General features: G+C 64.5%; 19 protein-coding genes. 16 read left to right on the forward strand and 3 right to left on the reverse strand.

Annotated features, from left to right (window positions below; all coding sequences use genetic code 11):
- Window positions 1-7: 7 nt before the first annotated feature.
- Window positions 8-1,237 carry an acyl-CoA dehydrogenase family protein gene (locus tag WDM24_RS08870; RefSeq protein ID WP_338830898.1) on the reverse strand — a complete coding sequence of 410 codons (1,230 nt, stop codon included), beginning with the start codon at window positions 1,235-1,237 and terminating at the stop codon, window positions 8-10.
- Between WDM24_RS08870 and WDM24_RS08875 the strand changes: the two genes are divergently transcribed.
- Together WDM24_RS08875 and WDM24_RS08880 are read left to right on the forward strand one after the other, a co-directional pair.
- Window positions 1,236-1,514 (forward strand): hypothetical protein, encoded by a 279-nt coding sequence (locus WDM24_RS08875; protein ID WP_338830899.1) that lies wholly within the window; start codon window positions 1,236-1,238, stop codon window positions 1,512-1,514. The genes WDM24_RS08870 and WDM24_RS08875 overlap by 2 nt on opposite strands.
- Window positions 1,511-2,602, forward strand: coding sequence for an LLM class flavin-dependent oxidoreductase (locus WDM24_RS08880; RefSeq protein ID WP_338830900.1), 1,092 nt, complete (start codon window positions 1,511-1,513; stop codon window positions 2,600-2,602). The genes WDM24_RS08875 and WDM24_RS08880 overlap by 4 nt, the downstream gene beginning before the upstream one ends.
- Window positions 2,603-2,607: 5 nt before the next feature.
- Here the strand turns inward: WDM24_RS08880 and WDM24_RS08885 are convergent, their stop codons facing one another.
- A complete protein-coding gene (locus WDM24_RS08885) occupies window positions 2,608-3,948 on the reverse strand; it encodes an LLM class flavin-dependent oxidoreductase (protein ID WP_338830901.1) in 1,341 nt (446 codons plus the stop codon).
- A gap of 315 nt (window positions 3,949-4,263) precedes the next feature.
- Here WDM24_RS08885 and WDM24_RS08890 point away from each other — a divergent pair, with 315 nt between their 5' ends.
- The 6 genes from WDM24_RS08890 to WDM24_RS08915 all read left to right on the forward strand — a co-directional run bounded on the left by WDM24_RS08890 (window position 4,264) and on the right by WDM24_RS08915 (window position 9,749).
- The gene (locus tag WDM24_RS08890) at window positions 4,264-5,892 is read left to right on the forward strand and encodes an FAD-binding protein (RefSeq protein ID WP_338830902.1); all 1,629 of its coding nucleotides are present in this window, start codon (window positions 4,264-4,266) and stop codon (window positions 5,890-5,892) included.
- A complete protein-coding gene (locus tag WDM24_RS08895) occupies window positions 5,889-6,209 on the forward strand; it encodes a ferredoxin family protein (protein ID WP_338696855.1) in 321 nt (106 codons plus the stop codon). The genes WDM24_RS08890 and WDM24_RS08895 overlap by 4 nt, the downstream gene beginning before the upstream one ends.
- 49 nt (window positions 6,210-6,258) lie before the next feature.
- Window positions 6,259-7,383 (forward strand): methionine ABC transporter ATP-binding protein, encoded by a 1,125-nt coding sequence (locus WDM24_RS08900; protein ID WP_338830904.1) that lies wholly within the window; start codon window positions 6,259-6,261, stop codon window positions 7,381-7,383.
- Window positions 7,373-8,038, forward strand: coding sequence for a methionine ABC transporter permease (locus WDM24_RS08905; protein WP_338696859.1), 666 nt, complete (start codon window positions 7,373-7,375; stop codon window positions 8,036-8,038). Before WDM24_RS08900 ends, WDM24_RS08905 begins: the two co-directional genes overlap by 11 nt.
- 64 nt (window positions 8,039-8,102) lie before the next feature.
- Window positions 8,103-8,885 carry a MetQ/NlpA family ABC transporter substrate-binding protein gene (locus WDM24_RS08910; protein ID WP_338830906.1) on the forward strand — a complete coding sequence of 261 codons (783 nt, stop codon included), beginning with the start codon at window positions 8,103-8,105 and terminating at the stop codon, window positions 8,883-8,885.
- A gap of 90 nt (window positions 8,886-8,975) precedes the next feature.
- Window positions 8,976-9,749, forward strand: coding sequence for a MetQ/NlpA family ABC transporter substrate-binding protein (locus WDM24_RS08915; RefSeq protein ID WP_338830908.1), 774 nt, complete (start codon window positions 8,976-8,978; stop codon window positions 9,747-9,749).
- A 21-nt stretch (window positions 9,750-9,770) separates the two neighbouring features.
- On the opposite strand, the gene WDM24_RS08920 is transcribed toward WDM24_RS08915, so the two are convergent.
- Window positions 9,771-11,174: an LLM class flavin-dependent oxidoreductase gene (locus tag WDM24_RS08920; RefSeq protein ID WP_338830909.1), complete on the reverse strand. Its 1,404-nt coding sequence runs from the start codon at window positions 11,172-11,174 to the stop codon at window positions 9,771-9,773.
- 412 nt (window positions 11,175-11,586) lie between these two features.
- On the opposite strand from WDM24_RS08920, the gene WDM24_RS08925 reads away from it, so the two are divergent.
- The 8 genes from WDM24_RS08925 to WDM24_RS08960 all read left to right on the forward strand — a co-directional run bounded on the left by WDM24_RS08925 (window position 11,587) and on the right by WDM24_RS08960 (window position 22,418).
- Window positions 11,587-12,912 (forward strand): O-acetylhomoserine aminocarboxypropyltransferase/cysteine synthase family protein, encoded by a 1,326-nt coding sequence (locus WDM24_RS08925; RefSeq protein ID WP_338830910.1) that lies wholly within the window; start codon window positions 11,587-11,589, stop codon window positions 12,910-12,912.
- A 34-nt stretch (window positions 12,913-12,946) separates the two neighbouring features.
- Window positions 12,947-13,744: a MetQ/NlpA family ABC transporter substrate-binding protein gene (locus WDM24_RS08930; protein WP_338830911.1), complete on the forward strand. Its 798-nt coding sequence runs from the start codon at window positions 12,947-12,949 to the stop codon at window positions 13,742-13,744.
- A 702-nt stretch (window positions 13,745-14,446) separates the two neighbouring features.
- The gene (locus WDM24_RS08935; protein WP_338830912.1) at window positions 14,447-15,511 is read left to right on the forward strand and encodes a TAXI family TRAP transporter solute-binding subunit; all 1,065 of its coding nucleotides are present in this window, start codon (window positions 14,447-14,449) and stop codon (window positions 15,509-15,511) included.
- Entirely contained in the window at window positions 15,508-16,122 is a 615-nt protein-coding gene (locus WDM24_RS08940; RefSeq protein WP_338696870.1) for a hypothetical protein, read from the forward strand. Before WDM24_RS08935 ends, WDM24_RS08940 begins: the two co-directional genes overlap by 4 nt.
- A gap of 34 nt (window positions 16,123-16,156) precedes the next feature.
- Window positions 16,157-16,762: a hypothetical protein gene (locus WDM24_RS08945; protein WP_338696873.1), complete on the forward strand. Its 606-nt coding sequence runs from the start codon at window positions 16,157-16,159 to the stop codon at window positions 16,760-16,762.
- A 100-nt stretch (window positions 16,763-16,862) separates the two neighbouring features.
- Entirely contained in the window at window positions 16,863-19,196 is a 2,334-nt protein-coding gene (locus WDM24_RS08950) for a hypothetical protein (RefSeq protein WP_338830913.1), read from the forward strand.
- A 283-nt stretch (window positions 19,197-19,479) separates the two neighbouring features.
- On the forward strand, window positions 19,480-21,156 hold the full coding sequence (locus tag WDM24_RS08955) for a polysaccharide biosynthesis/export family protein (protein ID WP_338830914.1): 1,677 nt from the start codon (window positions 19,480-19,482) through the stop codon (window positions 21,154-21,156).
- Window positions 21,153-22,418, forward strand: a complete 1,266-nt coding sequence (locus tag WDM24_RS08960; protein ID WP_338696879.1) for a GNAT family N-acetyltransferase — start codon at window positions 21,153-21,155, stop codon at window positions 22,416-22,418. The genes WDM24_RS08955 and WDM24_RS08960 overlap by 4 nt, the downstream gene beginning before the upstream one ends.
- The last annotated feature ends 120 nt before the right edge of the window (window positions 22,419-22,538 follow it).

Here is a 22,538-nt window from a genome sequence, read left to right on the forward strand (position 1 = left end):
TTTCCGATCAGAAGAAGCCCTTGGCAGGCAGCGGCGTGCCGCTGATCTCATATTGCCCGATCGAACGGGCCTTGAAGCTGTTTGGATTGTGCGACGCCAGTGTCCGCGCGTTGCGCCAGTGGCGGTCGAAGTTGGTCGCCTTCTTGGTGGCGGACGCGCCGCCGACGTCAAACAGCAGGCTGCCGCTGCGGATCGCAAACTCGTCAGCGACGAGCTTTGCCTTTGCCGAGAGCAGCGCCGCCTTGTGGGCGGCATCGACGGCGCGGGCGTCGCCGGCGTCGAATGCATCGGTGGCGGCGTCGAGCGCCTCCGCCGCCGCGAGCACGACGGTCTCGGCCGCAAACGCCCCGCTCGCGATCTGACCGACCGTTTGCTGCAGCAACGGGTCATCCGCCGGAATTTCGCTCGGCGCATAGTAGAAGGTCCGCTTGCGCGATCGCACCAGCTCGGTGGCGTCCTGCAACACGGCGCGCGCAATGCCGGCGTTGATGGCGGTCAGGAACAATTGCGCGAATGTGTTGGAGTAGGGAATGCCGTATCCGGTATCGGGTGCATCGAACACCGTCTCCCGACGCTTGACGCGCACGTTGCGGAAATGCGTGGTGCCGGTCGCGGTCAGGCGCTGTCCGAGCCCGTCCCAATCGTCGATCAGTTCGATGCCTTCGCGAGCAACCGGGATCAGCACGGCCGCATTGGCGCCTGTCGTGTCGGCGGTGCGCACCAGAACATAGTCGGAATAGAGCGTGCCGGTGCTGTAGTATTTGGTGCCGTTGAGCAGATAGTCGTCGCCGTCGGCTGTCAGCGTCGTGTTCGGCGTGACATTGCCGACCTTCGGCGTATCGAGTTCGGTGGCCGCGAGCCCGATGATCGCTCCATCGGCGACGGCCTTTTGCCATTGCCGATGCTGCTCGTCCTTCGGCCGGCGCACCAGCCGCTCGACCACGCTGAAATGGTTGCGCAGGATATGCGCGACATTGGCGTCGGCTGCGCCGAGCCGGATGACGATCTCGAACAGGGCGCGGATCGACGCCCCCGCGCCGCCGACCTCGACCGGAAGCCGTAGCGCGCCGAGACGTGCCTTGCGGATGAGATCAATTTCAGTGAATGGCAGGATACGCTCGCGCTCGCGCTTGCTCGCACCCTCGGCGATGCGGCTCAGCAGCGCGTCGATGTCGGGGGGATGGCTATCCAGGCGGTCGGACGGTTGCAGTGAGGTGGCGGGCACGGGCTTGTTCATGGATGTCGACCTGGGATGGCGATGGTTGGTGATCTTGCTCGGTTGCTTGTTCGACCTGAGGTCGAATGCCGGCATCGTGCACATGTTGCAAACTGTCCCACGATTTTTCGCGGACAGAAATAGAGCGGTTTTTCAATTGTCGCGGGATTCGGAGTTTTCTGATTTGTCCGCGCGCGCCGAGCAGCAAGGAAAATCTTTTGATGCGCCGTTGCTTGATCTCGCGCCGCGATTTCCACACAAGCGGAGCGGCAAAACCCAATTCGGAGATCGCCAATGACGACACGACCGCTTCGCTTCGGCATCTGGGCGCTGGTGCACGGTTCGCGCGCCGCCTATCAGGATCCCGAAGAGCCCTATGATGCATCATGGGAACGTAACCGCGATCTCGTGCTCGCGGCAGAGGCGTTGGGTTACGACTCCACGCTGATTGCGCAGCACACGATCAACCCGCATCAGGAAGATCTCGATCAGCTCGAGGCCTGGAGCGCGGCGGCCGCACTGGCCGCGCTGACCAGCCGGATCGAGATCATCGCCGCGATCAAGCCCTATCTCTATCATCCGGTCGTGCTGGCGAAGCTTGCGCTCGGGATCGAGAACATCAGCCGCGGGCGGTTTGCGATCAATCTGGTCAATGCCTGGAACCGGCCCGAACTCGACAAGGCAGGCATCGGCTTTGCGGAGCATGACGCCCGCTATGCCTACGGCCGCGAGTGGGTCACCGTGGTGTCGCGCCTGATGCAGGGCGAGCGGCTGACCTACAAGGGCGATCATTTCGATATCAGGGACTATGTCTTGCGGCCCGGGAGTCTCTACCGGCCACGGCCGCTGATCTATGTCGGGGGTGAATCCGAACCGGCGCGCGCCTTGGTCGCCGATCATGGCGACGTCTGGTTCATCAATGGGCAGCCGCTCGACGACGTTGCCCGCCTGATCGCCGATGTCGCGGCCCGGCCGAGAACGGCGGCTCTACTTCGGTTTGGGCTGTCCGCCTTTGTGATCGCGCGCGAGACGCAGGCTGAGGCAGAGGGGGCCTATGAAAGGTTGCTCGATCTCTCAAGCAAGGATGCGCCGATCAAGGCGATCCAGAGGCAGAACACCGATCCCAAGGTCGTGATGATGCAGACGATGCAGAAATCGGCGCGGGTCGGCAGCAATGGTGGAACGGCTGCGGGGCTGGTGGGAAGCTATGACGAGGTGGCTGCGCGTATCCGGGCATTTCATGCCGCCGGCATTGAACTGTTCATGCTGCAGTTCCAACCGTTCGAAGCCGAGATGGAGCGCTTTGCAAAGGAGATCATCCCGCGCGTGCGTCGGGCTCCAGTCACGGCCGATGGCAAGCCGGGCCTTCTGGCCGGCTCGCGGTGACCGGATCAGGCGCTTGTCGCGGCCGCCGGCGCTTGCGTAAACCGGCTGACCGGCCGCGGCAATCCGAAGTGCTCGCGCAGCGTGGTGCCGGCATAGTCGGTGCGGAACAGGCCGCGGCGCTGCAGGATCGGCACCACCGTGTCGACGAAGATCGCCAAACCGGTGGGCAGCACATCCGGCATCAGGTTGAAGCCGTCGGCCGCACCTGCCTTGAACCAGGCCTCGATGTCGTCGGCGATCTGTTCGGGCGTACCGACGATGATCCTGTGGCCGACGCCGCCGCCGAGGGCGCGCAGCAACTCACGGACGGTGAGATTGCCGCGGCGCGCGATGTTCACCGTTCCCTGGAACATGGTGTGGTTGGCGTTGGCCGGCAGCGGCAACGGATCGGGCAGGGGCTTGTCGAGATCGAGACTATCAGGATCGACCTGCAATGTGCCGGCAAGCCGCGCAAGGCTGTATTCGATCGGGACCAACTCCCAAAGCTCGTCCTGGCGCCGTTTGGCCTCCGCTTCCGTGCTGCCGATGACGGTGGCCAGCCCCGGCAGGATCACGATAGACCCTCCTGCGCGGCCGTAGGCTGCGGCACGCGCACGCAGATCGTGCGCATAGGCGACGCCTTCATCGATCGTCTGTGCAAGCGTGAACACCGCTTCGGCCTGCGCGGCGGCGAGGTCGCGGCCGTCGCTCGATCCGCCGGCCTGAATGGTGACCGGACGTCCCTGCGGCGAACGCGGAACGTTGAGCGGTCCGGCCACGCTGTAGTGGGTGCCGCGATGTCCGATCGGGTGGACCTTCGTCGTGTCGACGAACCGCGCGCTCGACTTGTCGCCGACGAAGGCATCGTCTTCCCAGCTGTCCCACAGCGCATGCACGACCTCGGCGAACTCCTTGGCGCGGTCATAGCGCGCCTTGTGCTCGAGCACGTTGGGAAGACCGAAATTGCGGGCGGCTGACGCGTCGGCCGTGGTCACGGCATTCCAGCCGGCGCGGCCACCGCTCGCCAGGTCCAGCGTCGCGAAGCGGCGCGCGATGTTGTAGGGCTCGTTGTAGGTCGTCGAGGCCGTCGCGATCAGCCCGATATGGGTGGTCGCGGCGGCGACGGTCGCCAGCACGATGGTCGGCTCGAGCGACATGAACGAGCGGTAGTCGATGCGGTCGGTGATGGCTGGCGTATCGGCGAGGAAGATCGCGTCCAGTTTGCCACGCTCCGCGATCTCTGCGACGCGCACGTAATGGCCGACGTCGAAGCAGGCACGCGGGTCGCTGTCCGGCAGTCGCCAGGCGGATGCATAGACGCCGGAGTGCAGAAGATTGACGTTGAGATGAAGCTGACGATGAGACATGGCTGCCGTATCTGCGATGATGCTTGTCGCTAGATATCGGCCTGATGCGTGCGCGAGAATGCGTCGGGGGCGGGTGCGGACAAAAAGAAATATCCGTCCCCCCGCAGCGATCCTGTGCGCAAGTCCATGTCGCGTTGCCTGCCGGTGACGCAACATCCGGCACGCCGCAACATGAATCTTCTTCGTGCGGTGAGGCGGGTGAAAGCTTCGTCCAAGTCTCCGCGAATATCTGAAATTGCCAGGGCGGGCCTGCGCGGGCAACGATATCGCGACGCGCCGCATCATCGCGATCGATCCTGCCTGGAGCCGTGAATCATGCCGAACCAAACTCATCGCGCCGAGCGCGTGTCCGCGCCCGACGGCTCGGTCGAGTTCGAGGCCGACGTTTTGGTGATCGGCGGCGGACCCGCGGGGACCTTGGCTGCGGTCAACGCGGCGGAGCGCGGTGCGCGGGTGGTGCTTGCCGACAAGGGATTCTGCGGCACCTCGGGCGCAACCGCGGCGGCCGGAACAGGTGTCTGGTACATCGATCCCGATCCCGCCTTGCGCGAGGCCGCGATGGCCAACCGCGAGAAGATGGGCGGCCATCTGCAGGACCGCCGCTGGATGGCGCGCGTGCTCGACCGGACCTATCAGCAGAGCAATCGCCTGGCCGACTGGGGTTATCCCTATCCGGTGGACGACCGCTGCAGGCCGCAGCGCAACTCGCTGCAGGGGCCCGAGTATATGCGGCTGATGCGCAAGCGCACCAAGCAGGCCGGCGTCACCATTCTCGACCACAGCCCGGCGCTCGAACTGCTCGTGGACGACGACGGGGCTGTCGCCGGCGCCAGCGGCATCCGCCGGCAAAAGCAGGACCGCTGGACGGTGCGTGCCAGGGCGGTGGTGATCGCGACCGGGGGCTGCGCCTTCCTCAGCAAGACGCTCGGATCGAACGTGCTGACCGGCGACGGCTACCTGATGGCCGCGGAGGTCGGCGCCGAGTTCAGCAGCATGGAGTTCTCCAACGCTTACGCGATCTCACCGGCGTTCGGGTCGGTGACCAAGACATTGTTCTACGGCTGGGCCACCTTCAGCTATGACGACGGCAGCGTGGTGCCGGGCGCGGCGTCGAAGGGCGGACGATCGGCGATTGCGCGCGCGCTGCTCCAGGGGCCGGTCTATGCGCGGCTCGACAAGGCCGATGACGACGTGCAGCGTCACATGCGCGCATCGCAGCCGAATTTCTTCCTGCCATTCGATCGCACCGGGATCGATCCGTTCAAGGACCGCTTTCCGGTGACGTTACGGCTCGAGGGCACGGTCCGCGGCACCGGCGGCCTTCGTATCGTCGACGACAGTTGCGCCACCAGCGTGCCCGGCCTCTACGCGGCGGGCGACGCGGCGACGCGTGAATTGATCTGCGGTGGTTTCACCGGCGGCGGCAGCCACAACGCCGCCTGGGCAATGTCGTCGGGATCCTGGGCGGGGCAGGGCGCAGCCGACTACGCCAGGCAGGTTGGGCCGACCGCCAGGCATAAGTTATCGTCCGCCGGAGCCGTCGGCTTTCGGAGCCGGCAGCGCCGTGCGTTCGAGCCGGCCGCACTGGCGAAGACGGTTCAGGACGAGGTCTTCCCTTATGAGCTGAATTATTTCCGGGAAGCGTCGCGACTGCAGGGAGCGCTCGGACGTCTCGACGAGGCGTGGCGAGATGTGTCGGACGCCGACGCCGCCGGCAAGTCCGAGATATTGCGGGCGCGCGAGGCCGCGGCGATGCTGGCGACCGCACGATGGATGTACCGCAGCGCGCTCGCCCGTCAGGAAAGCCGCGGCATGCATCGCCGCGACGACTTCCCCAACCAGGACGACCGGCAGCGGCATTATGTAACGACCGGCGGCCTCGACGAGATATGGACCTCGGCCCGGCCCCATGCCGAGGCCAGCTATGCGGAGGCTGCGGAGTGATCGAAATTATCGATGCCGAGCGCTGCACGTCCTGTGACATCTGTGTCAGCGTCTGCCCGACCAACGTATTTGACAAGACCGATGGAATTCCGGTAATCGCCCGGCAAAGCGATTGCCAGACCTGCTTCCTCTGCGAACTCTATTGTCCCGAGGATGCGCTCTATGTCTCGCCCTTTGCGGATCAGGTGCAACCGATCGACCTCGTTGCGCTCAGGCAAACGGACAGGATGGGCAGCTACCGCCGGGCGGTGGGCTGGACCGACGACACCAGCGATCGCCGCGGCATCGACCGCAGCTATCTGCTCTTTGGTCATTGAAGCCCCGGCCGCGATGGCGGCGACCAAAGCGACCTAATGGACTGACTGAATGAACGTGCATCAATCCCTGACGGCGGTTCGGCCCGTCGAGCCGCTGCTACCCGCCGCGCATCCGCCGAGCGCGGTTGACACGATGGTCCGGTTCGAGCAGGTCTCGAAGGCCTATCCGGCCTACCGCGACAAGCCGAGCGTGCAGGCCTTGCAAGGCATCGACTTTGCGATTCCGCGCGGCTCGATCACCGGGGTGATCGGCCGTTCCGGCGCCGGCAAGTCCAGCCTGGTGCGGCTGATCAACGGGCTGGAGAAGCCATCGAGCGGCCGTGTCATTGTCGATGGGCGCGATATCTCCGGACTTGCGGGCCGCGAGCTGCGGCTGGCGCAGCGCTCGATCGGCATGATCTTCCAGCATTTCAACCTGCTGTCGTCGCGCACCGCCGCCGACAATATCGCCCTGCCGCTCGAGATCGCGGGTTGGTCGCGAGCTGATATCGCGGTTCGTGTCGCGGAGCTGCTCGAGCTCGTCGGCATCGCCGACAAATACGATCGCTACCCGTCCGAGCTGTCGGGCGGCCAGAAGCAGCGCATCGGCATCGCCCGCGCGCTGGCGACGCGGCCGAACGTGCTGCTGTCGGACGAGGCGACCTCGGCGCTCGATCCGCAAACCACCCGCTCAATCCTCGATCTGTTGGCCAATATCAACCGCGAGCTTGGCGTCACGATCATCCTGATCACCCACGAAATGTCGGTGGTCCGTCAGCTCGCCAAGGAAGTCGTGGTGATCGACGGTGGCCACATCGTCGAACGCGGCCATGTCGCGGATATCTTCACGCATCCCGGCCATCCGGTCACGCAGGCCTTTCTGTCGGAAGTGGTCGGCGACAGCGTTCCCGTGTCGCTGGCAAGCCGACTGCAGCGGCAGCCGGTCGCGGGCGGACATGCCGTTATCCGCGTGCAGGTTCGCGGCGCCGATGCCGGCGACACCATCGTCGCCCGCCTGGCGCGCGAGCTCTCGATCGATGTCGCGTTGCTGTCGGCCCGGATCGACGAGATCGGAGGCCAGCATGTCGGCTCATTGACGTTGGGCATTCCCGGCGGCGAGGCCGCGGCCGACAAGGCAGCGTCCTATCTCTCCCAGCATAACCTTCCGGAGGAGCGCCTCGGCTATGTCGCGTGAACTCATCAACCTGATCGTTCAGGCCACCGGCGAGAGCTTGTTCATGGTGTCGGTCGCTGCATTGATCGCCACCGCGTTCGGGCTTCCGATCGGCGTTTTCCTAGCCACCAGCCGCAAAGGGGAGCTGTTCGCGGCACCGGCGGTCAACAGCGTGCTGGGCATCATCGTGAATGCGACGCGCTCGACACCGTTCATCATCCTGGTGGTAGCCATCATCCCGTTCACGCGGCTGATCGCGGGCACCTCGATCGGCTCGGGCGCAGCGATCGTCCCGCTGACCATCGCGGCAACGCCGTTCATCGCGCGACTGGTCGAGGCCGCGATCCGCGAGGTCGATGCCGGACTGATCGAGACCGCATCGTCGTTCGGCGCCAGCCCGCTGCAGATCGTGCTGAAGGTGCTCATCCCCGAGGCGCTGCCCGGCCTGGTGCTCGCGCTGACGCTCGCGGTGGTCAGCCTGCTCGGCTATTCGGCGATGGTCGGGGCGGTCGGCGGCGGCGGGCTCGGGGACCTCGGAATCCGCTACGGCTACCAGCGCTTCATGCCGGAAATGATGCTGGCGGTGGTCGTCGTCCTGATCGCGCTGGTGCAGACGGTACAGACCGCCGGCGATTATCTCGCCCGCCGCGTCAACCGCCGCCTGCGCCACCGCTGAAACGGGAATCCGTCACGAGCCCTTCGGGGCTGTTTGTCATTGCTAAGTTCCTACGGAGACCAAAATGTCCTTTCGTCCCATTATTGTGCTTGCCGGCGTGCTGGCGATCTGGTCGGCCGCCGCTTCGGCGGAAACGATCAAGATCGGCGTGACGCCCGGGCCGCATGCGCAGATCCTCGAGGCGGTGAAGCCGATCGCGGCCAAGAACGGGCTCGATATCCAGCTTGTCGAGTTCTCCGATTATGTGGTGCCGAATGCGGCGCTTGATGCCGGCGACATCCAGGCCAATTCGTTTCAGAACCAGCCCTATCTCGACAATCAGAAGACCGATCGCGGCTACAAGATCGAGCCGGTCGGCCTGACGGTCAACTTTCCGATCGGCGTCTATTCCAAGAAGCACAAGAGCTGGGCCGACATTCCGGACGGCGGCAAGATCTCGATCCCGAACGATCCCACCAATGGCGGCCGGGCGTTGCTGCTCTTGCGCGACAAGGGTGCGATCAAGCTGAAGGACGGCGTTGGCTTCAAGCCAACGGTCCTCGATGTCGCGGACAATCCCAAGAAGTTCAAATTCGTCGAGGTCGATGCGGCGCAGGCGCCCCGTGCGCTCGACGATGTCGACGCGGCCGTGATCAACACGAACTACGCCACCCAGGCCGGCCTCGATCCGGTCAAGGATCCGATCCTGCGCGAGGATCCGAAGGGGCCCTATGTCAATTTGATCGCGGTTCGCGCCGCGGACAAGGACAAGCCGTGGGTCAAGATCCTCGTCGACAGCTATCACACGCCCGAGGTCAAGGAGTTTGTCCTGACCAAGTTCAAGGGCGCCGTGCTGCCGAGCTGGTAGCCGCAAATCCAGGAAAGTTGAGCGGGCAGGCGTTGCTTCCACGGGCTTGGCCACCGTGGAGCGCAGCTTGCCGCGATGTTGGGGAATTTTATGCGTATCCTGATGACCGTTGTTGCCGCCGTGCTTCTGATTGGCGGCGCCAAGGCCGAGACCATCCGCGTCGGAGTCACGGCAGGCCCCCATGCCGAGATCCTCGATGTGGTGAAAAAGGTGGCCGCCGGCCGCGGGCTCGACATCAAGGTCGTCGAGTTCACGGACTACGTGATTCCGAACCAGGCGTTGGCGCTCGGGGATCTCGAGGCCAACTCGTTTCAGCACGAGCCCTACCTCAAGAACCAGATCTCCAAGACCGGCTGGAAGATCGTCAAGGTCGCCAACACCATCGCCTCGCCGCAGGGCGTCTACTCGCTGAAGTACAAGAAGCTGGCTGACTTGCCCGAGGGCGCGCGGGTGGCGATCGCCAATGATCCCTCGAACGGTGCGCGTGGCCTGATGATCCTCGCGCTGCACGGCCTTATCAAGCTGAAGGACCCGGCCAACGTCGCGTCCACGATTGCCGACATCACCGACAATCCCCGGAAGCTCCGTTTCGTCGAACTGGACGCCGCGCAGCTGCCGCGCTCGTTGCAGGACGTCGACCTGGTGTCGATCAACAACAACTATGCGGTGCAGGCCGGCCTCAATCCCGCCGTCGATGCCATTGCCCGTGAGGCGGCCGACGGCCCCTGGGTCAACATCCTCGCGGTGCGCGAGGACGACAAGGCCAAGCCTTGGGTCAAGCAGTTCATCGAGGCCTATCATTCGGACGAGGTGAAGGCGTTCCTCGACACGCGGTTCAAGGGCACCTACATCGCGACTTGGTGAGCGGCGCAACCGGCAACGCGTCTATTCGGCAGCGTCGGGACGGACTGCATTCGACGGCGAGAGCCGATAGCTCGCGCCGGGATGCGTGGCGTGAAGCCGCGGCCCGCGACCGGGGAACAGCTTTTCCCGCAGCGTACCCTCGCGATAGGCCGTCTTGTAGACCCCGCGTGACTGCAACTCCGGAACCACGAGATCGACGAATGCGTCGAGCGATTCCGGTGCGACGAGGCGGAACAGGTTGAAGCCGTCGACATCGGTTTGATCCGCCCAGGCGATCAACTCGTCCGCGACATCCTGCGGCGAGCCGACCACGAAGGGCGAACGCGCGCCGACGCGGCTCAGCGTCGCAAGATCGCCGACCTTGACCGGGCGATCGCTTCGCAATGTGAAATTCTCGACCATCGACTGGATCGCGTTGCTCTCGACATATTGCACCGCCTGGTCGGGACGATAGGTCGAGAAATCGATGCCGGTCCAGCCCGAGAGCAGAGCCAGCTGACCGGTCCGGTCGACATGCGCGGCATAGTCCGCGAGCAGATCCTCAGCCTCTGCACGAGTCGGCGCGACGATCACGGTCGCGCCGGCAAACAGGCGGATATCGTAGGGATCGCGGCCAAACTCCTTTGCCGCGCTCCTGATGTCGTGGACGGCGCGGGCGAGAATCGGCCGGGTCTGGCCGTTGAGGAAGATCGCCTCTGCATGCCGTGCCGCAAAGGCGCGGCCGCGTTTCGAAGTGCCGGCCTGATACAATAGCGGCGTGCGTTGCGGAGAGGGTTCCGCGAGATGGATGCCGTCGACCTTGTAGTGCGGCCCTTGATGACGGACGGGATGGATCTTGGTCGGATCGGTGAAGATACGCGCCGCACGGTCCCGGCGCACCGCGCCGTCCGCCCAACTGCCCTCCCATAATTTGTAGCTCGCGGCGAGGAATTCTTCGGCCGCCTCGTAGCGCTCATCATGCGCGCGGTTCGCCTCGAGCCCCATGCCGCGGGCGCCGCTGTCGAGATAGCCGGTGACGATGTTCCAGCCGATCCGCCCGTTGGTGAGATGATCGAGCGTCGAGAAGCGACGGGCAAACTGGTAGGGATGTTCGTAGGTGAGGTTGGACGTGATGCCGAAGCCGAGATGCCTGGTGACCAGCGCCATGGCCGAGACCAGCAGGGTCGGTTCGGCGTTCGGCAATTGAACGGCCTGACTGAGCGCCGTGTCCGGGGTGTTGCCGTAGACGTCATAGATGCCGAACACGTCGGCCAGGAAGATGCCGTCGAGCAGCCCGCGCTCGGCGGTCTTGGCATATTCGACCCAGTAGTCGAGCGAGTTGTAGTTGAGCGAGGTGTCGCGCGGGTGGGACCACAGGCCGGCCCAGTTGTGGCTTGGCGCCATCATGTTGAACGCATTGAAGCGAAGTTCTTTTGATTTTGTCATCGACCTGTTCCGACAGAGACCGTGTCGGAACAACGTAACAGCTTGCCTGCGCGACTTTGTTTTGTATTCGGCGAGGAAGCGTGAAAATCCTGCTGTATCGGAAATCCCGGGTAGCAGGGTCGCGCTCATCGGCGCCTCCGGTCGAGCCGGAGGCTGCGGGAATCCGCGCGCGCGGGCGATCAACTGCGCGATCCGCGCTGTGTGACCCGCGATATCGCGCGCCGGCAATGGCCATCGGCACACGAAACAAATGCGTTGCGGCGGATGTGCCGTCTGAAAAATTCACGATGCCGTTCCGTGAGACGCCAGTACGTCCATCGCTATTTTCCTGGACATCTCGACAGCCGCAAAGTCGCTGCGCATCATTTCGCGACTTGCAACGCTTGGTTCACCGATCCCAGGAGATTTCGAAATGCCGGTCGAAACGAAAAATCTCGAGACGCTCGCCCTGCATGGCGGGTCCTACCGGTCGGATCCTGCGACCGGCGCAGTAGCGGTTCCGATCTATCAGACGACCTCGTTCCAGTTCGAGAGCACCGACCATGCGTCGCGGCTGTTCGCGCTGGAATCGATCGGGCAGATCTACACAAGGATCAAGAACCCGACGGCCGATGCCTTCGAGGAGCGGCTGGCCGCGCTGGAAGGCGGCGTCGGCGCGCTCGCGGTGGCGTCGGGCCAGACCGCATCGGCCTTTGCGATCTTCAACATCGCCCAGGCCGGCGACAACATCGTCTCCTCCACCGATCTCTATGGCGGCACATGGACGCTGCTGTCGCAGACCATGAAGCAGTTCGGCATCGAGGTGCGGTTCGTCGATCCGGCCGACCCCGAGAATTTCCGTCGCGCCACCGACGCGAAGACCCGTGCCTATTTTGCCGAGACCCTGCCCAATCCCAAGCTCAACGTGTTCCCGATCAGGGAAGTCGCTGACATCGGACGCTCGCTCGGTGTGCCGCTCATCCTCGACAACACGGCGGTGCCGCTGGTTGCGCGCCCGTTCGATCATGGCGCCGCGATCGTGGTCTATTCGACGACGAAATATATCGGCGGCCACGGCACGTCGATCGGTGGTGCGATCATCGATGGCGGCAATTTCGACTGGGCGGCGCATGCCGAGCGCTTTCCGCTGCTGACCCAGCCGGACGCCGCCTATCACGGCGCGATTTGGACGGAAGCGGCCAAACCGCTCGGTCCGATCGCCTACATCCTGCGCGCGCGCGTGAAGTTGTTGCGCGATCTCGGCGCCGCGATCGCGCCACAGAACGCCTTCCAGTTCATCCAGGGGCTCGAGACGCTGCCGTTGCGGCTGCGTCAGCACAACGAGAATGCGATCAAGGTAGCGGATTTCCTGGCCAAGCACCCCGCCGTCTCGCATGTGATCTTCCCGGGATTGCAGCAGGGGGAGAACCGGCGCCGCGCCGACACCTATCTGAAAGGGGGCTATGGCGCGCTCGTCGGCTTCGAGCTGAAAGGCGGCGTCGAGGCCGGCCGCCGCTTCATCGACGCGCTGAGGCTGTTCTATCACGTCGCCAATATCGGCGATGCGCGGTCGCTGGCGATCCATCCGGCCTCGACCACCCACCAGCAGCTCACCGGTGAGGAGCAGCTCGCGGCCGGCGTCACGCCTGGCTACGTGCGGCTCTCGGTCGGGATCGAGCACCCCGACGACATCATCGCAGACCTCGTTCAGGCCCTGGCGCAGGCCGAGGCCGGTGGCAGCGCCCGCAAGGCAGCGTGATCGCACTCGACAACATTGGAACAGGATTGAGATGATGACGACATTGTTGCGCCTGGCGCAAGCGGCAGGCGTCCTCCTTGCCTTGACGGCGAACGCCGTCGCCGACGAGCCCCTCAAGATCGCGACCAGCGCCGGTCCGGTTGGCCAGCTGGCGGCGTTCGCCGCCAAGCTCGCCAAGGACAAGGGACAGGACGTCAAGATCGTCGAGCTGTCCGATTGGGTCGCCTTGAACGAGGTGGTCAACAGCGGCGACGTTGACGCGAACCTATTCCAGCACGCCACCTATCTCGCGATCCAGAACAAGCAGCGCGGCTTCAATCTGGTCCAGGTTGACAAGGTCGGCGTGATCGCCCCGGTCGGGCTGTTCTCGAAGAAGATCAAGTCGCTCGACGAGATCAAGCCCGGCGACAGCGTTGCTATTCCGAACGAGCCGCTCAACGGCGCGCGGGGATTGATCCTGCTCGAGCGGGCCGGCCTGATCAAGCTGACGCCGGGCAAGGGCTTCTCGGTGAGCCGGTTCGACGTCATCGAGAACCCCAAGAACCTGAAGATCGTCGAACTCGATCCGGCCCAGACCTATCGCTCGCTCGACGACGTCACGCTCGCGCTCGTCAACATCACCTATCTGATCCCCGCGGGCGGCGATCCGAAATCGGCACTGCTCATCGATCGTACCGTGGACGACGGATTGGTGTTGCGCTTCACAGCGCGGCCGGACAAGAAGGACGATCCGCGCCTCAAGGCCTTTATCCAGGTCTTCAACTCGCCCGAGGTGAAGAAATTCATCGAGGACAAGCTGCCGGCGTTCATTCCCGCCGGCTTCAGCAGCTAGTACTTGTCAGTTCACGGCGGAGCGGGAGCTGCCCTGTCTCTTCGGCACGGGAGAGCAGGGCAGCAAGGAATTCGCGTCATAGCCGCTGGGTGTAGCCGAAGCCTGGAATGTCAGCCGCAGGTGTCGCGGGTCAGCCGAAGATGCAGGCATCTTGTGCGCACGGGCTCGACTAGCCGTGCGGCCCGAACAGGAAGATCTCACGGGAGTCGCGCTGTCCGTCGGGATTTGCGGCGCGCGCAAGCCTCCTGCGCCACCGCCGCACGCGCCGGGCCACACGACCAAGCGCGTGGAGCCAAGAAGACGCCGGATGCATAGAACCTCCACCGAAGTGTCGTTTCACTGCACGATAACACGTCCTTGTCCGGCTTGAGCGCGCACGCCGGCGGTATCGCAAGTTTGCAATCAATGGATCGGGTTGAGGCGATCTTGCAGAACGGTCGTTTGGTCGGCCGCGCGGACAAAGAAAGTTCATTCCCTGAGCAGCCGGCGATCGGCGTTGGCGTCTCGAGATGCCGGATCGCGCGCCGCCCGCGCAACCGAGGCCTCGACCGATACCGATCGATCCCTCGCTGCCGCGGCGCTAGGGGAGGCACGCGCATAATCCGGAAGGAGTAGGTGGGCACTCCATGCGGGAAGTGGCGCGCGCGGCCGAACTGCATGAGACTACAGCAAAATATCGGATCGGCGAGGGTGGAGCCCCCCATGAGACAGGTGATTTCAGGTGGGGCGCCGACCGCAAAGCGGGGAGTGCTCCGGTTGCTCGTGCTGGCGGCGCTGGTTCCGCTGCTCACGACCATTCCACCGTCCAGCACGGATGCGCAGGCGCAACGTGCTGCACCTCGTCAAGTGCGGCGTGATCCACCGCCGGAAAAGCCGCAGGTGACGATGAATGCCTGGACGGTCGGCCTCGCCGGAGGCCTGCTCGAAGGCGCGCCCATCCGCTTCGCGTCCGAAATCGCCCGCGTCGTGGACGATGGCGACAAGCTGCACGTTTTGCCGGTCGTGACGCGCGGACCGACCGAGAACGTGAACTCACTGCTCTATTTGCGTGGCATCGATGCAGCCATCATCAACTCCGACGCGCTCGAGGAGTACAAGAGCCAGGTGCCGGACATCCAGCAACGGCTGGCTTACGTGCTGAACCTGTTTCCGTCCGAACTGCATATCTTCGTTCGTCCCGAGATTCAGAGCCTGAGCGATCTCGCCGGCAAGAAGGTCAACTTCAACAATCTGGGGACCGCCGCGGCCTATTCGGGGCCCCTGATCTTCAGCCGCCTCGGCCTCGATGTGGAAAAAACCTTCATTCCGCATCAGGTCGCGCTTGAGCAGATGCGCAAGGGCGAAATGGCCGCGGTCGTCTTCATCACCTCGAAGCCGATTGACGCCTTCGTGCGCGGCCGCTGGGAGCCGGGGTTCAAGTTCCTGCCGGTGCCTTATGACAAGAAGTTCGAGGACTTCTATCTTCCCGCCTCGCTCGAGGCATCGGTGTATCCCAATCTCATCAAGCCGGGCGAGCGCGTCACGACAATCGCGGTACCGACCGCTCTGGTGGCCTTCAACTTCCCGGCCAAGTCGAACCGCTATGAACGCCTTGCGCGCTTCGTGGAGTATCTGTTCTCGCGCATTGACAAGCTGCAGCAGCCAGGCTTCGACCCGAAGTGGAAGGCGATCAATCTCGCAGCGACCGTTCCCGGCCTTGCGCGCTTCCCTGCGGCGCAGGCGTGGCTCGATCGCGAGCCGCGCGCCGCCGCAAATCGATCGCAATGAAACGCGCGGCGACCCGCGTGGTGGCTGGAATCATGCTTCTGGGCGGGATGTCCTGGGCGCAGGCGGCAGACGATCGTCGGATCGCGCAGCTTCGCGCATGTCCCGAAGGGATGGAGTGCCCCGAGAAATCGCCGCGCGCATCAGCGCCTCGCCCGGCGAACCCGACGGGCAACTGGATCGTCAGCCTGACGACGTCGCCGATCGACTATTCACCGGTCGCCACCGCCACGACATCGTCGCGCGATGCTGCCGGTGGGGCCGGGATGACGCTTTCGATTCGCTGCCACGGCGGACGAAGCGAACTGATCGTCGCCGGGCCGGGCGTATCCGGTCGCGGCGATGATTATGCGATCTCCTATCGCGTCAACGACGACCAGACGATGCAGATCGCGGCAGCCGTGCCGGCGTCGGGGATCGGCGTTGCGTTCGGCGGCGATGTCGTCCGCCTGCTGCAGTCCCTTCCGGGTAACGGCGGCCTCAATATTCACCTCACATCCCGCAAAGGCCCAGCCCTGGATGCAGCGTTTCCGCTCGGCGGGTTGGACGCGGTGCGCGTGAAGATCGCCGCCGCGTGCAAGTGGCCGCAGCCAGTCGCCAAGCCCAATGGGTAACAAGTAGCAACGTGTGTTCGACAGGAGAGGCATTATGCGCGTGTTTCAACATACTGCGAGAGTAGCCATCATCGGAGCCGTAACGGTCTTGCTCGCCACGTCGTTTGCAGCGGCGCAGCAAAGTGGCGGACGGTACTGGACACCGGGCACGACAAATCCCGCTGTCGACAGCAAGCAGATTGCAGAAAGCAAAACGCTCAAGCACAGGACGGCCAAACAGAAGAGGGAGCGGTCGCCGCTTTCCGCGAATGCCCGGTTGCAGCCCGACAGCAAGCCGCACCGCTTGATCCTGCAGGTGAACACCAATGATCCCGCCGCGATGAATCTCGCGCTCAACAATGCGACCAACGTCGCGCAATACTACAAGGATCTCGGCGAGAAGGTAAAAATCGAGGTGGTCACGTTCGGGCCCGGCCTGCACATGCTGCGCGATGACACCTCGCCGGTGAAGTCCCGTATCGAGGAGTTGGCGCTGAGCACGCCCGAGATCGCGTTCAAGGCCTGCGGCAACACCCAGGAAAAAATGCACAATGCAGAGAAAAAGGACATCCCGATCATTCGTCAGGCGGAGGTGGTGAAGTCGGGCGTCGTGCGGGTGATGGAACTGCAGGAGAAGGGCTGGTCCTATGTGAAGCCGTGACCGCCGCCTAACCCGAAAGGGGTGGATGGCTTCGCGCGGAGTTGGGGCGCATAATGCCGCACCTCAACAGATCGTGTCGCCTTGCGACGGGTGATTGCGGATGGGTCGCACGGTTCTTCTCAATGAAGTAGGTACTCTCTGCAACATCGCGGGCTCGCCGCGTCGGCACGCGCTCAAGCTCGGACGACCCGCGCTCTTGTGGACGACCGCGGTCGTGCTGGCGATGGCGTGGGCGCCGGAGACACGGGCGTCGCCCGATCCTGCGCGCTCCTCGGCATCCGAAGTCGTGCCACAGGGCCCAGGGGACACCGGCAAACCGGTGCAGGTTGCGCAGGGAGCGACCACCGAGACTGAGCAGCCTCCGGAACAGAAGTCCCAATTGGGGGAGAAGCTGTCCTGCGAACTCTCCAGTGCAAGGCTTGATATCAGCCTGATGCAGCGTATCGAGTACGAGCACGTGCGGGCGGAAGGGCTGGAGCGGGATCTCGCGGCGGCCCGACGCGAAACCCAGGCTGCGCTGGCGGCGAAAGCGGCCGAAGGCGCTGCCCAGACCAAGCAGACCGCGCAGGGCGGCGCGGAGTTGCAGGACGCCCTGCAACAGGCGCGCGAGCGGGCAGGGAAGCTGGAACAGGATCTCGCGACAGCGCGGCGTGATGTCGAGAACCAGACTGCGCGCGCGACACAGGCAGGCGAGGAGGTGTCCCGGCTGAAGCAAGCAGGCGAGCGTGGCGCGCCGGACCTGCAAAAGGAACGTGAGCGGTCCGCGCGGCTGGAACAGGATCTTGCGGCGGCACGGCGTGATGTCGAGGCCCAGACGGCGGCGGCGGCAAAGGCGGGCGAGGATGTCCTGCGCCAGAAGCGGGTGGTAGAAGCCGGGGCCGCCGAGCTGAAGCAATCGCGCGAGAAAGCGGACATGCTCGCACAGGACCTCTCCCGGGCGCGCAGTTCGATCTTCGCCTATGAGGCGCAGGCCCGCAAAGCTACGGAAGATGCGGCGGAGCTCAGGCAGGCGGCTGAAAAGGCCGCGGCTTCGCCTCGCAAATCCATGCCCGACGACTCTGGACGATTAGCGCGGCTGGAGCAGGACCTTGCGGCGGCGCGACGTGATGTCGAGACCAAGACTGCGCTGGTCACGCAAGCAGGCGAGGAAACATCCCGCCTGCAAGCGGCGGGGAAGAGCGCCGCCGCGGACCTGCAAAAGGAGCGTGAGCGGTCCGCGCGGCTGGAGCAGGATCTGGCGGCGGCACGACGCGATATCGAGAGCAAGACCGCGCTCGCGACCAAGGCAGGGGAGGAATCCTCCCGGCTGCAAGCGGCGGGGAAGAGCACCGCCACGGACCTCCAAAAGGAGCAAGAGCGGTCCGCCCGGCTGGAGCAGGATCTGGCGGCGGCGCGACGCGATATCGAGAGCAAGACCGCACTCGCGACCAAGGCAGGGGAGGAAGCGTCCCGGCTGCAAGCGGCGGGGAAGAGCGCCGCCACGGACCTTCAAAAGGAGCAAGAGCGGTCCGCCCGGCTGGAGCAGGATCTGGCGACAGTGCGACGCGACGTCGAGAGCAAGACTGCGCTCGCGACCAAGGCAAGTGAGGAATTCTCCCGGCTGAAAGCGGGGGAGAAGAGCGGCGCGACGGACCTGCAAAAGGAGCGTGAGCGGTCGGCCCGGCTGGAACAGGATCTGGCGGCGACGCGGCGTGATGTTGAGGCCAAGACGGCGCTGGTCGCCAAAGAAGCCGAGGAAACGTCCCGGCTGCAAGCGGCGGGGAAGGGCGCCGCGGCGGATCTGCAAAAAGAGCGTGAGCGGTCTGCCCGGCTGGAGCAGGATCTGGCGGCAGCGCGTCGCGATGGTGAGGCCCAGACGGCGCGGGCGGCAAAGGCAAGCGAGCAAGTCTCGCTGCAGAGGCAGGCAGCGGAAGCCGGTGCTTCCGAGTTGAGGCAATTGCGCGCAAGGATGGATCAGGCACAGAGCTCCTCCCTGTGGCTGAGCACGGTCCATGCGTATGAGGCCCAGGTTCGCAACGCGCGTAGCGCTGCGCCGGAAGCCCTGACGACCGGTTCGATCCCGCGGGACAAGCCCAAGTCCATCGAGGTGACCGCTCATCCAGTCGCCCAGCAAACCCTGCCAGCACCTGCTCGTGCCGCTGCTCCGCCTGCTCCCGAGCAAGCCGCGGAAGCTGCAGGGCTGGTCGCGCGAGCGAGCTCGCTGCTCCGGCAGGGGGATATTGGCGCGGCGCGGCTCGTACTGGAGCGGGCCATCGAAATGGGCAGCGCCCAGGCGAGCTTCGCGCTGGCAGAGACCTACGATCCGCTGATTCTTGCGAAATGGGGGACCTACGGCACGCGCGGTGACGCCCGCAGAGCGCAAGACCTCTATGTCAATGCCGACGCCGCGGGAGTCCGGGAGGCCAAATCGCGGCTGGAAGCGCTGCGCCAGTAGCGCATGCGCAAATTAACCGGGCGATCTCATTGACTTAACGACCAACAGCCGTCTGCGCGGGGCTTGCCGCGGTTTACTCAAAAGGGGTGCCCACAATGGGATAGTTGTGCGTCCTCCTCCCAGGGGTCACGATGGCTAAGCCCTGCTTGTCGTAGTGCCGCTTTTGGAGCCACGGTCGCGTTCGGCGACGTGGTAGCCATCATCGAACGCGAAAGTCGCGTCTATGGTTGTCGAACATCAGTCCAAGCCCGCTCGGCCTAATCCATTCCGAGCTCGCGGAGGAATGAGCACTATCCTTGCAATCGCCAGTCTTGCCGTCGTCGGTGTGGCAGCGGTCTGGAACTGGGGTGCAGTCGAGATACTGTCCCACGCGGTGGTGGAAAAGGCGTTTGCCACGCTAGGTGCCCAGTACGACAGGCCGGCTCAGGCCGTGCCACAAGCCGCTGCTGCAGCAAAGCCGGCTTCGTCGGGCGGGCCGTCGATGACGCCGGTCGTATCAAACGGCACGCCTGCCTCCGCAATCGCCGAACGCTCCAAGATCGCCGGCCCGGCGCGGGCGGCGCCGGCCGGAGAGTTGTGCGGCATCGGCGACAAACTCACGATCGCCTTCTACGAGCGCGTCGAACTCGAAGAGGACAAATGGGGGCGCGGCTCAGGCTCGGCCTTGCGCGGTCTCGTGCAGCGTCCGGAACTGAGCGGCCCATACACTGTTCAGGACGACGGCACGATTTCGGTCCCCTTGCTTGGCGCCATTCGGGTTGCCGAGCGGTCAACACTGCAGGTTCGTACCGATTTGGCAGAGGCCTTCGATCAGTTGCTCGGCCACAAGGGCGTGGTCAATATTCTGTCGGTGGAGCACGCACCCATCTACGTGCTGGGGCCGGTCAAGAGCCCCGGCTCATTCAAGTATGTGTCGGGCATGACCGTGCTGCACGCGATGGCGCTTGCCGGTGGGCTCGACCGGGCCGCCTCTGAGCCGTGGCAGAAGATCGAAGCGGTGCGGGAATCCCTGAGGCGGAGCGGCTCGGCTGATGCCATGCTCAAGCTGTTGGCACGGGCAGCGGTGCTGAAGGCCGAACGGGACGGCGCCGAGCCCAAGATTCCGCTCCGGTTGATCGATCTGGCGGGAGCGGCTGAAGCGGCCAACCTTGTCCGCGAACAGGCGGATCGGCGTAAGGTTATCGCCACTGCCCGCATCAACCGCGAGCGCACGCTTCAGAGCTCGCTGGAAGCGGCCAAGCAGGATGTTGCCGTGTATGGCCGCACGGAAGCGCTCGACGACCTGGTCAAGCTGCGTCAGGAGCGTGCCAACAGCATGCGCGCGCTCGCGGACCGCAATGTCATCAGCGCAACGGTGATGAATCAGGTTCAGATCGAGTTGACCGATGCCGAGCAGCGTAAGCGAGAGGCGCTCAATCAGTACGCGACGGCCAAACAGCGCCTTGCCACGCTCGAGGCCGAAGGATTTCGAATCCAGGCCGATATCAGGAACGACCTGGAGGTCGAGATCGAGGCCATCGAACGCCAAATCGCGGATAATGAGCGCGAGTACAATATCAGTGACGGGGTCCTCAACACATTACCTGCGGTCCGTGCCCAGAAAGAGGCAAACCGGACAACCTACCAGGTGGTGCGGCAAACGGCGACCGGGCCGGTCGCTATCGAGTCTAACGGGATGACCGTGTTGCAGCCGGGCGATCTCGTGAACATCATTGTGAACGAGGGCGACGCGAAGACCCAAGCCAATTCGAACCAAGCCAATTCGAGCCAGGTTAACTCGAGCCAGGCTAACTCGAGCCAAGTTAACCCGAGCCAAGTCAATTCGAGTCAGGTCAATTCGAACCAGGCCGGTTCGCCGGCCCCTGCTGCGTCACCGACCGACCGACCGCCCGTTGGGCGAACTTCCGACCGAAAGGAGATTGGCCGAGCGGTCGCGGATCAGACGACTGCTCCAAAATGATGCCCGGCAGGACGTCATCCCGTCTGAAATCCTCGCCGGATGTCGATCGCGCGGCTTCGGTCGAGCAGGCCAGTTGCCATGAGCCGATCGATGTCCGCATTGAGCCCTTGGGGGACATTGCAGAACTTGAGGTCTCCTGGAAGGAGCTGGAGCGGCGAGCGGCAGGTTCGTTCTATCTGTCCTGGCTCTGGGTCGGCACGTGGCTCGCGCACCTCCCGCGCGGCGCACGACCACATGTGCTGGTCGCGCGGATGTCCGGGAGAACCGTCGGCCTGGCGATCGTGTGCCGGCGGACGGTGTGGAGCTTCGGACCGCAGGGGCGGGCGCGCTGGCTGCTCAACGAAACCGGAGACGCTCGCTTCGACCGGCTGTTCATCGAATATAACGGCATCCTTGCCGAGCAAGCTTCGGCTGCTCCCGTCATGGCGGCATGCCTCGACGCTCTTGCGGGCAGCCTAAGTGTCTCCGACGAGCTTGTCCTCTCCGGAATTGATCTGGACTTTGGGGCGCTCGCCTCTCGCGCGGCTCACCGGGTTGGGCTTTTGAATGAAGTGAGGGAAGCTGACGTTGCGCGGTGGGTCGACTTCACCAAGATCGGTGAGAAGAGCGGGGACTACCGAGCCTCATTGGGTCGCAACACCCGCCAGGCCATCAACCGCGCCATCAGGCTCTATGCCGAACGCGGCCCCGTCGAGTTCCGGATCATGGAGACGACGTCGGAGGCGCTCGCCGCGTTCGATGTGCTGGCCGGCTTTCATCAATCGCGATGGGGAGCCAAGGGATCCTTTGCCAACCCCGGCTTCCGCACTTTTCATGAAGACCTGATTGCACGCGGGGTCCCCAGCGGCGCCATCCGTATCTCACGGACGCTGGTTGGAGGGCAGACGGTCGGAGTGTTGTATAATTTCGTGCACGACGGCCATGTCCTGAACTACCAAAGCGGGCTTCTCTACGAGCAGGATGGCCGGGTGAAGCCTGGCCTGGTCAGCCATGTGCTGTCGATCGAGGACAGCATGTCGCGCGGCGAGCGCGGCTACGATTTCCTGGCCGGCTTCGCCCGCCACAAGTCCCAGCTTGCCAATGCCGAGCACGCGATGACGTGGAGCATCATAGGCGGGGACACCCTGGAGCGCCGCGTCGAGGCAAGGCTACGGCGCGCCAGGCAAGCGCTGGGACAGTTCGTGCGAAAGCAAATGAGCGTGCGAACGGCCCCGACCGGACACGCCGAGGGCAGTTCGCCTCAAGCCATCGAAGGGCCATGAACGGCCTCGCCGGTCGTGCGCAGCCTGGCTCAAACTTGCAGCCTGACGATCCCGGCCTTACTCCCGTTGATGCTGCGCTAGGGGCTGCTGCTCAATCCGTCGCCGGCGCGCCGGTTACCA

Origin of the sequence: Bradyrhizobium sp. 27S5 (assembly GCF_037217225.1) — a bacterium.
Classification (GTDB): Bacteria; Pseudomonadota; Alphaproteobacteria; order Rhizobiales; family Xanthobacteraceae; genus Bradyrhizobium; species Bradyrhizobium septentrionale.

Excerpts from the sequence above, each read along its gene's own strand:
- WDM24_RS08875 (WP_338830899.1), top strand. The coding sequence starts at position 1,236 with ATGGATGTCGACCTGGGATGGCGATGGTTGGTGATCTTGCTCGGTTGC.
- WDM24_RS08870 (WP_338830898.1), bottom strand. The coding sequence starts at position 1,237 with ATGAACAAGCCCGTGCCCGCCACCTCACTGCAACCGTCCGACCGCCTG.
- WDM24_RS08880 (WP_338830900.1), top strand. The coding sequence starts at position 1,511 with ATGACGACACGACCGCTTCGCTTCGGCATCTGGGCGCTGGTGCACGGT.
- WDM24_RS08885 (WP_338830901.1), bottom strand. The coding sequence starts at position 3,948 with ATGTCTCATCGTCAGCTTCATCTCAACGTCAATCTTCTGCACTCCGGC.
- WDM24_RS08890 (WP_338830902.1), top strand. The coding sequence starts at position 4,264 with ATGCCGAACCAAACTCATCGCGCCGAGCGCGTGTCCGCGCCCGACGGC.
- WDM24_RS08900 (WP_338830904.1), top strand. The coding sequence starts at position 6,259 with ATGAACGTGCATCAATCCCTGACGGCGGTTCGGCCCGTCGAGCCGCTG.
- WDM24_RS08905 (WP_338696859.1), top strand. The coding sequence starts at position 7,373 with ATGTCGCGTGAACTCATCAACCTGATCGTTCAGGCCACCGGCGAGAGC.
- WDM24_RS08910 (WP_338830906.1), top strand. The coding sequence starts at position 8,103 with ATGTCCTTTCGTCCCATTATTGTGCTTGCCGGCGTGCTGGCGATCTGG.
- WDM24_RS08915 (WP_338830908.1), top strand. The coding sequence starts at position 8,976 with ATGCGTATCCTGATGACCGTTGTTGCCGCCGTGCTTCTGATTGGCGGC.
- WDM24_RS08920 (WP_338830909.1), bottom strand. The coding sequence starts at position 11,174 with ATGACAAAATCAAAAGAACTTCGCTTCAATGCGTTCAACATGATGGCG.
- WDM24_RS08925 (WP_338830910.1), top strand. The coding sequence starts at position 11,587 with ATGCCGGTCGAAACGAAAAATCTCGAGACGCTCGCCCTGCATGGCGGG.
- WDM24_RS08930 (WP_338830911.1), top strand. The coding sequence starts at position 12,947 with ATGACGACATTGTTGCGCCTGGCGCAAGCGGCAGGCGTCCTCCTTGCC.
- WDM24_RS08935 (WP_338830912.1), top strand. The coding sequence starts at position 14,447 with ATGAGACAGGTGATTTCAGGTGGGGCGCCGACCGCAAAGCGGGGAGTG.
- WDM24_RS08940 (WP_338696870.1), top strand. The coding sequence starts at position 15,508 with ATGAAACGCGCGGCGACCCGCGTGGTGGCTGGAATCATGCTTCTGGGC.
- WDM24_RS08945 (WP_338696873.1), top strand. The coding sequence starts at position 16,157 with ATGCGCGTGTTTCAACATACTGCGAGAGTAGCCATCATCGGAGCCGTA.
- WDM24_RS08950 (WP_338830913.1), top strand. The coding sequence starts at position 16,863 with ATGGGTCGCACGGTTCTTCTCAATGAAGTAGGTACTCTCTGCAACATC.
- WDM24_RS08955 (WP_338830914.1), top strand. The coding sequence starts at position 19,480 with ATGAGCACTATCCTTGCAATCGCCAGTCTTGCCGTCGTCGGTGTGGCA.
- WDM24_RS08960 (WP_338696879.1), top strand. The coding sequence starts at position 21,153 with ATGATGCCCGGCAGGACGTCATCCCGTCTGAAATCCTCGCCGGATGTC.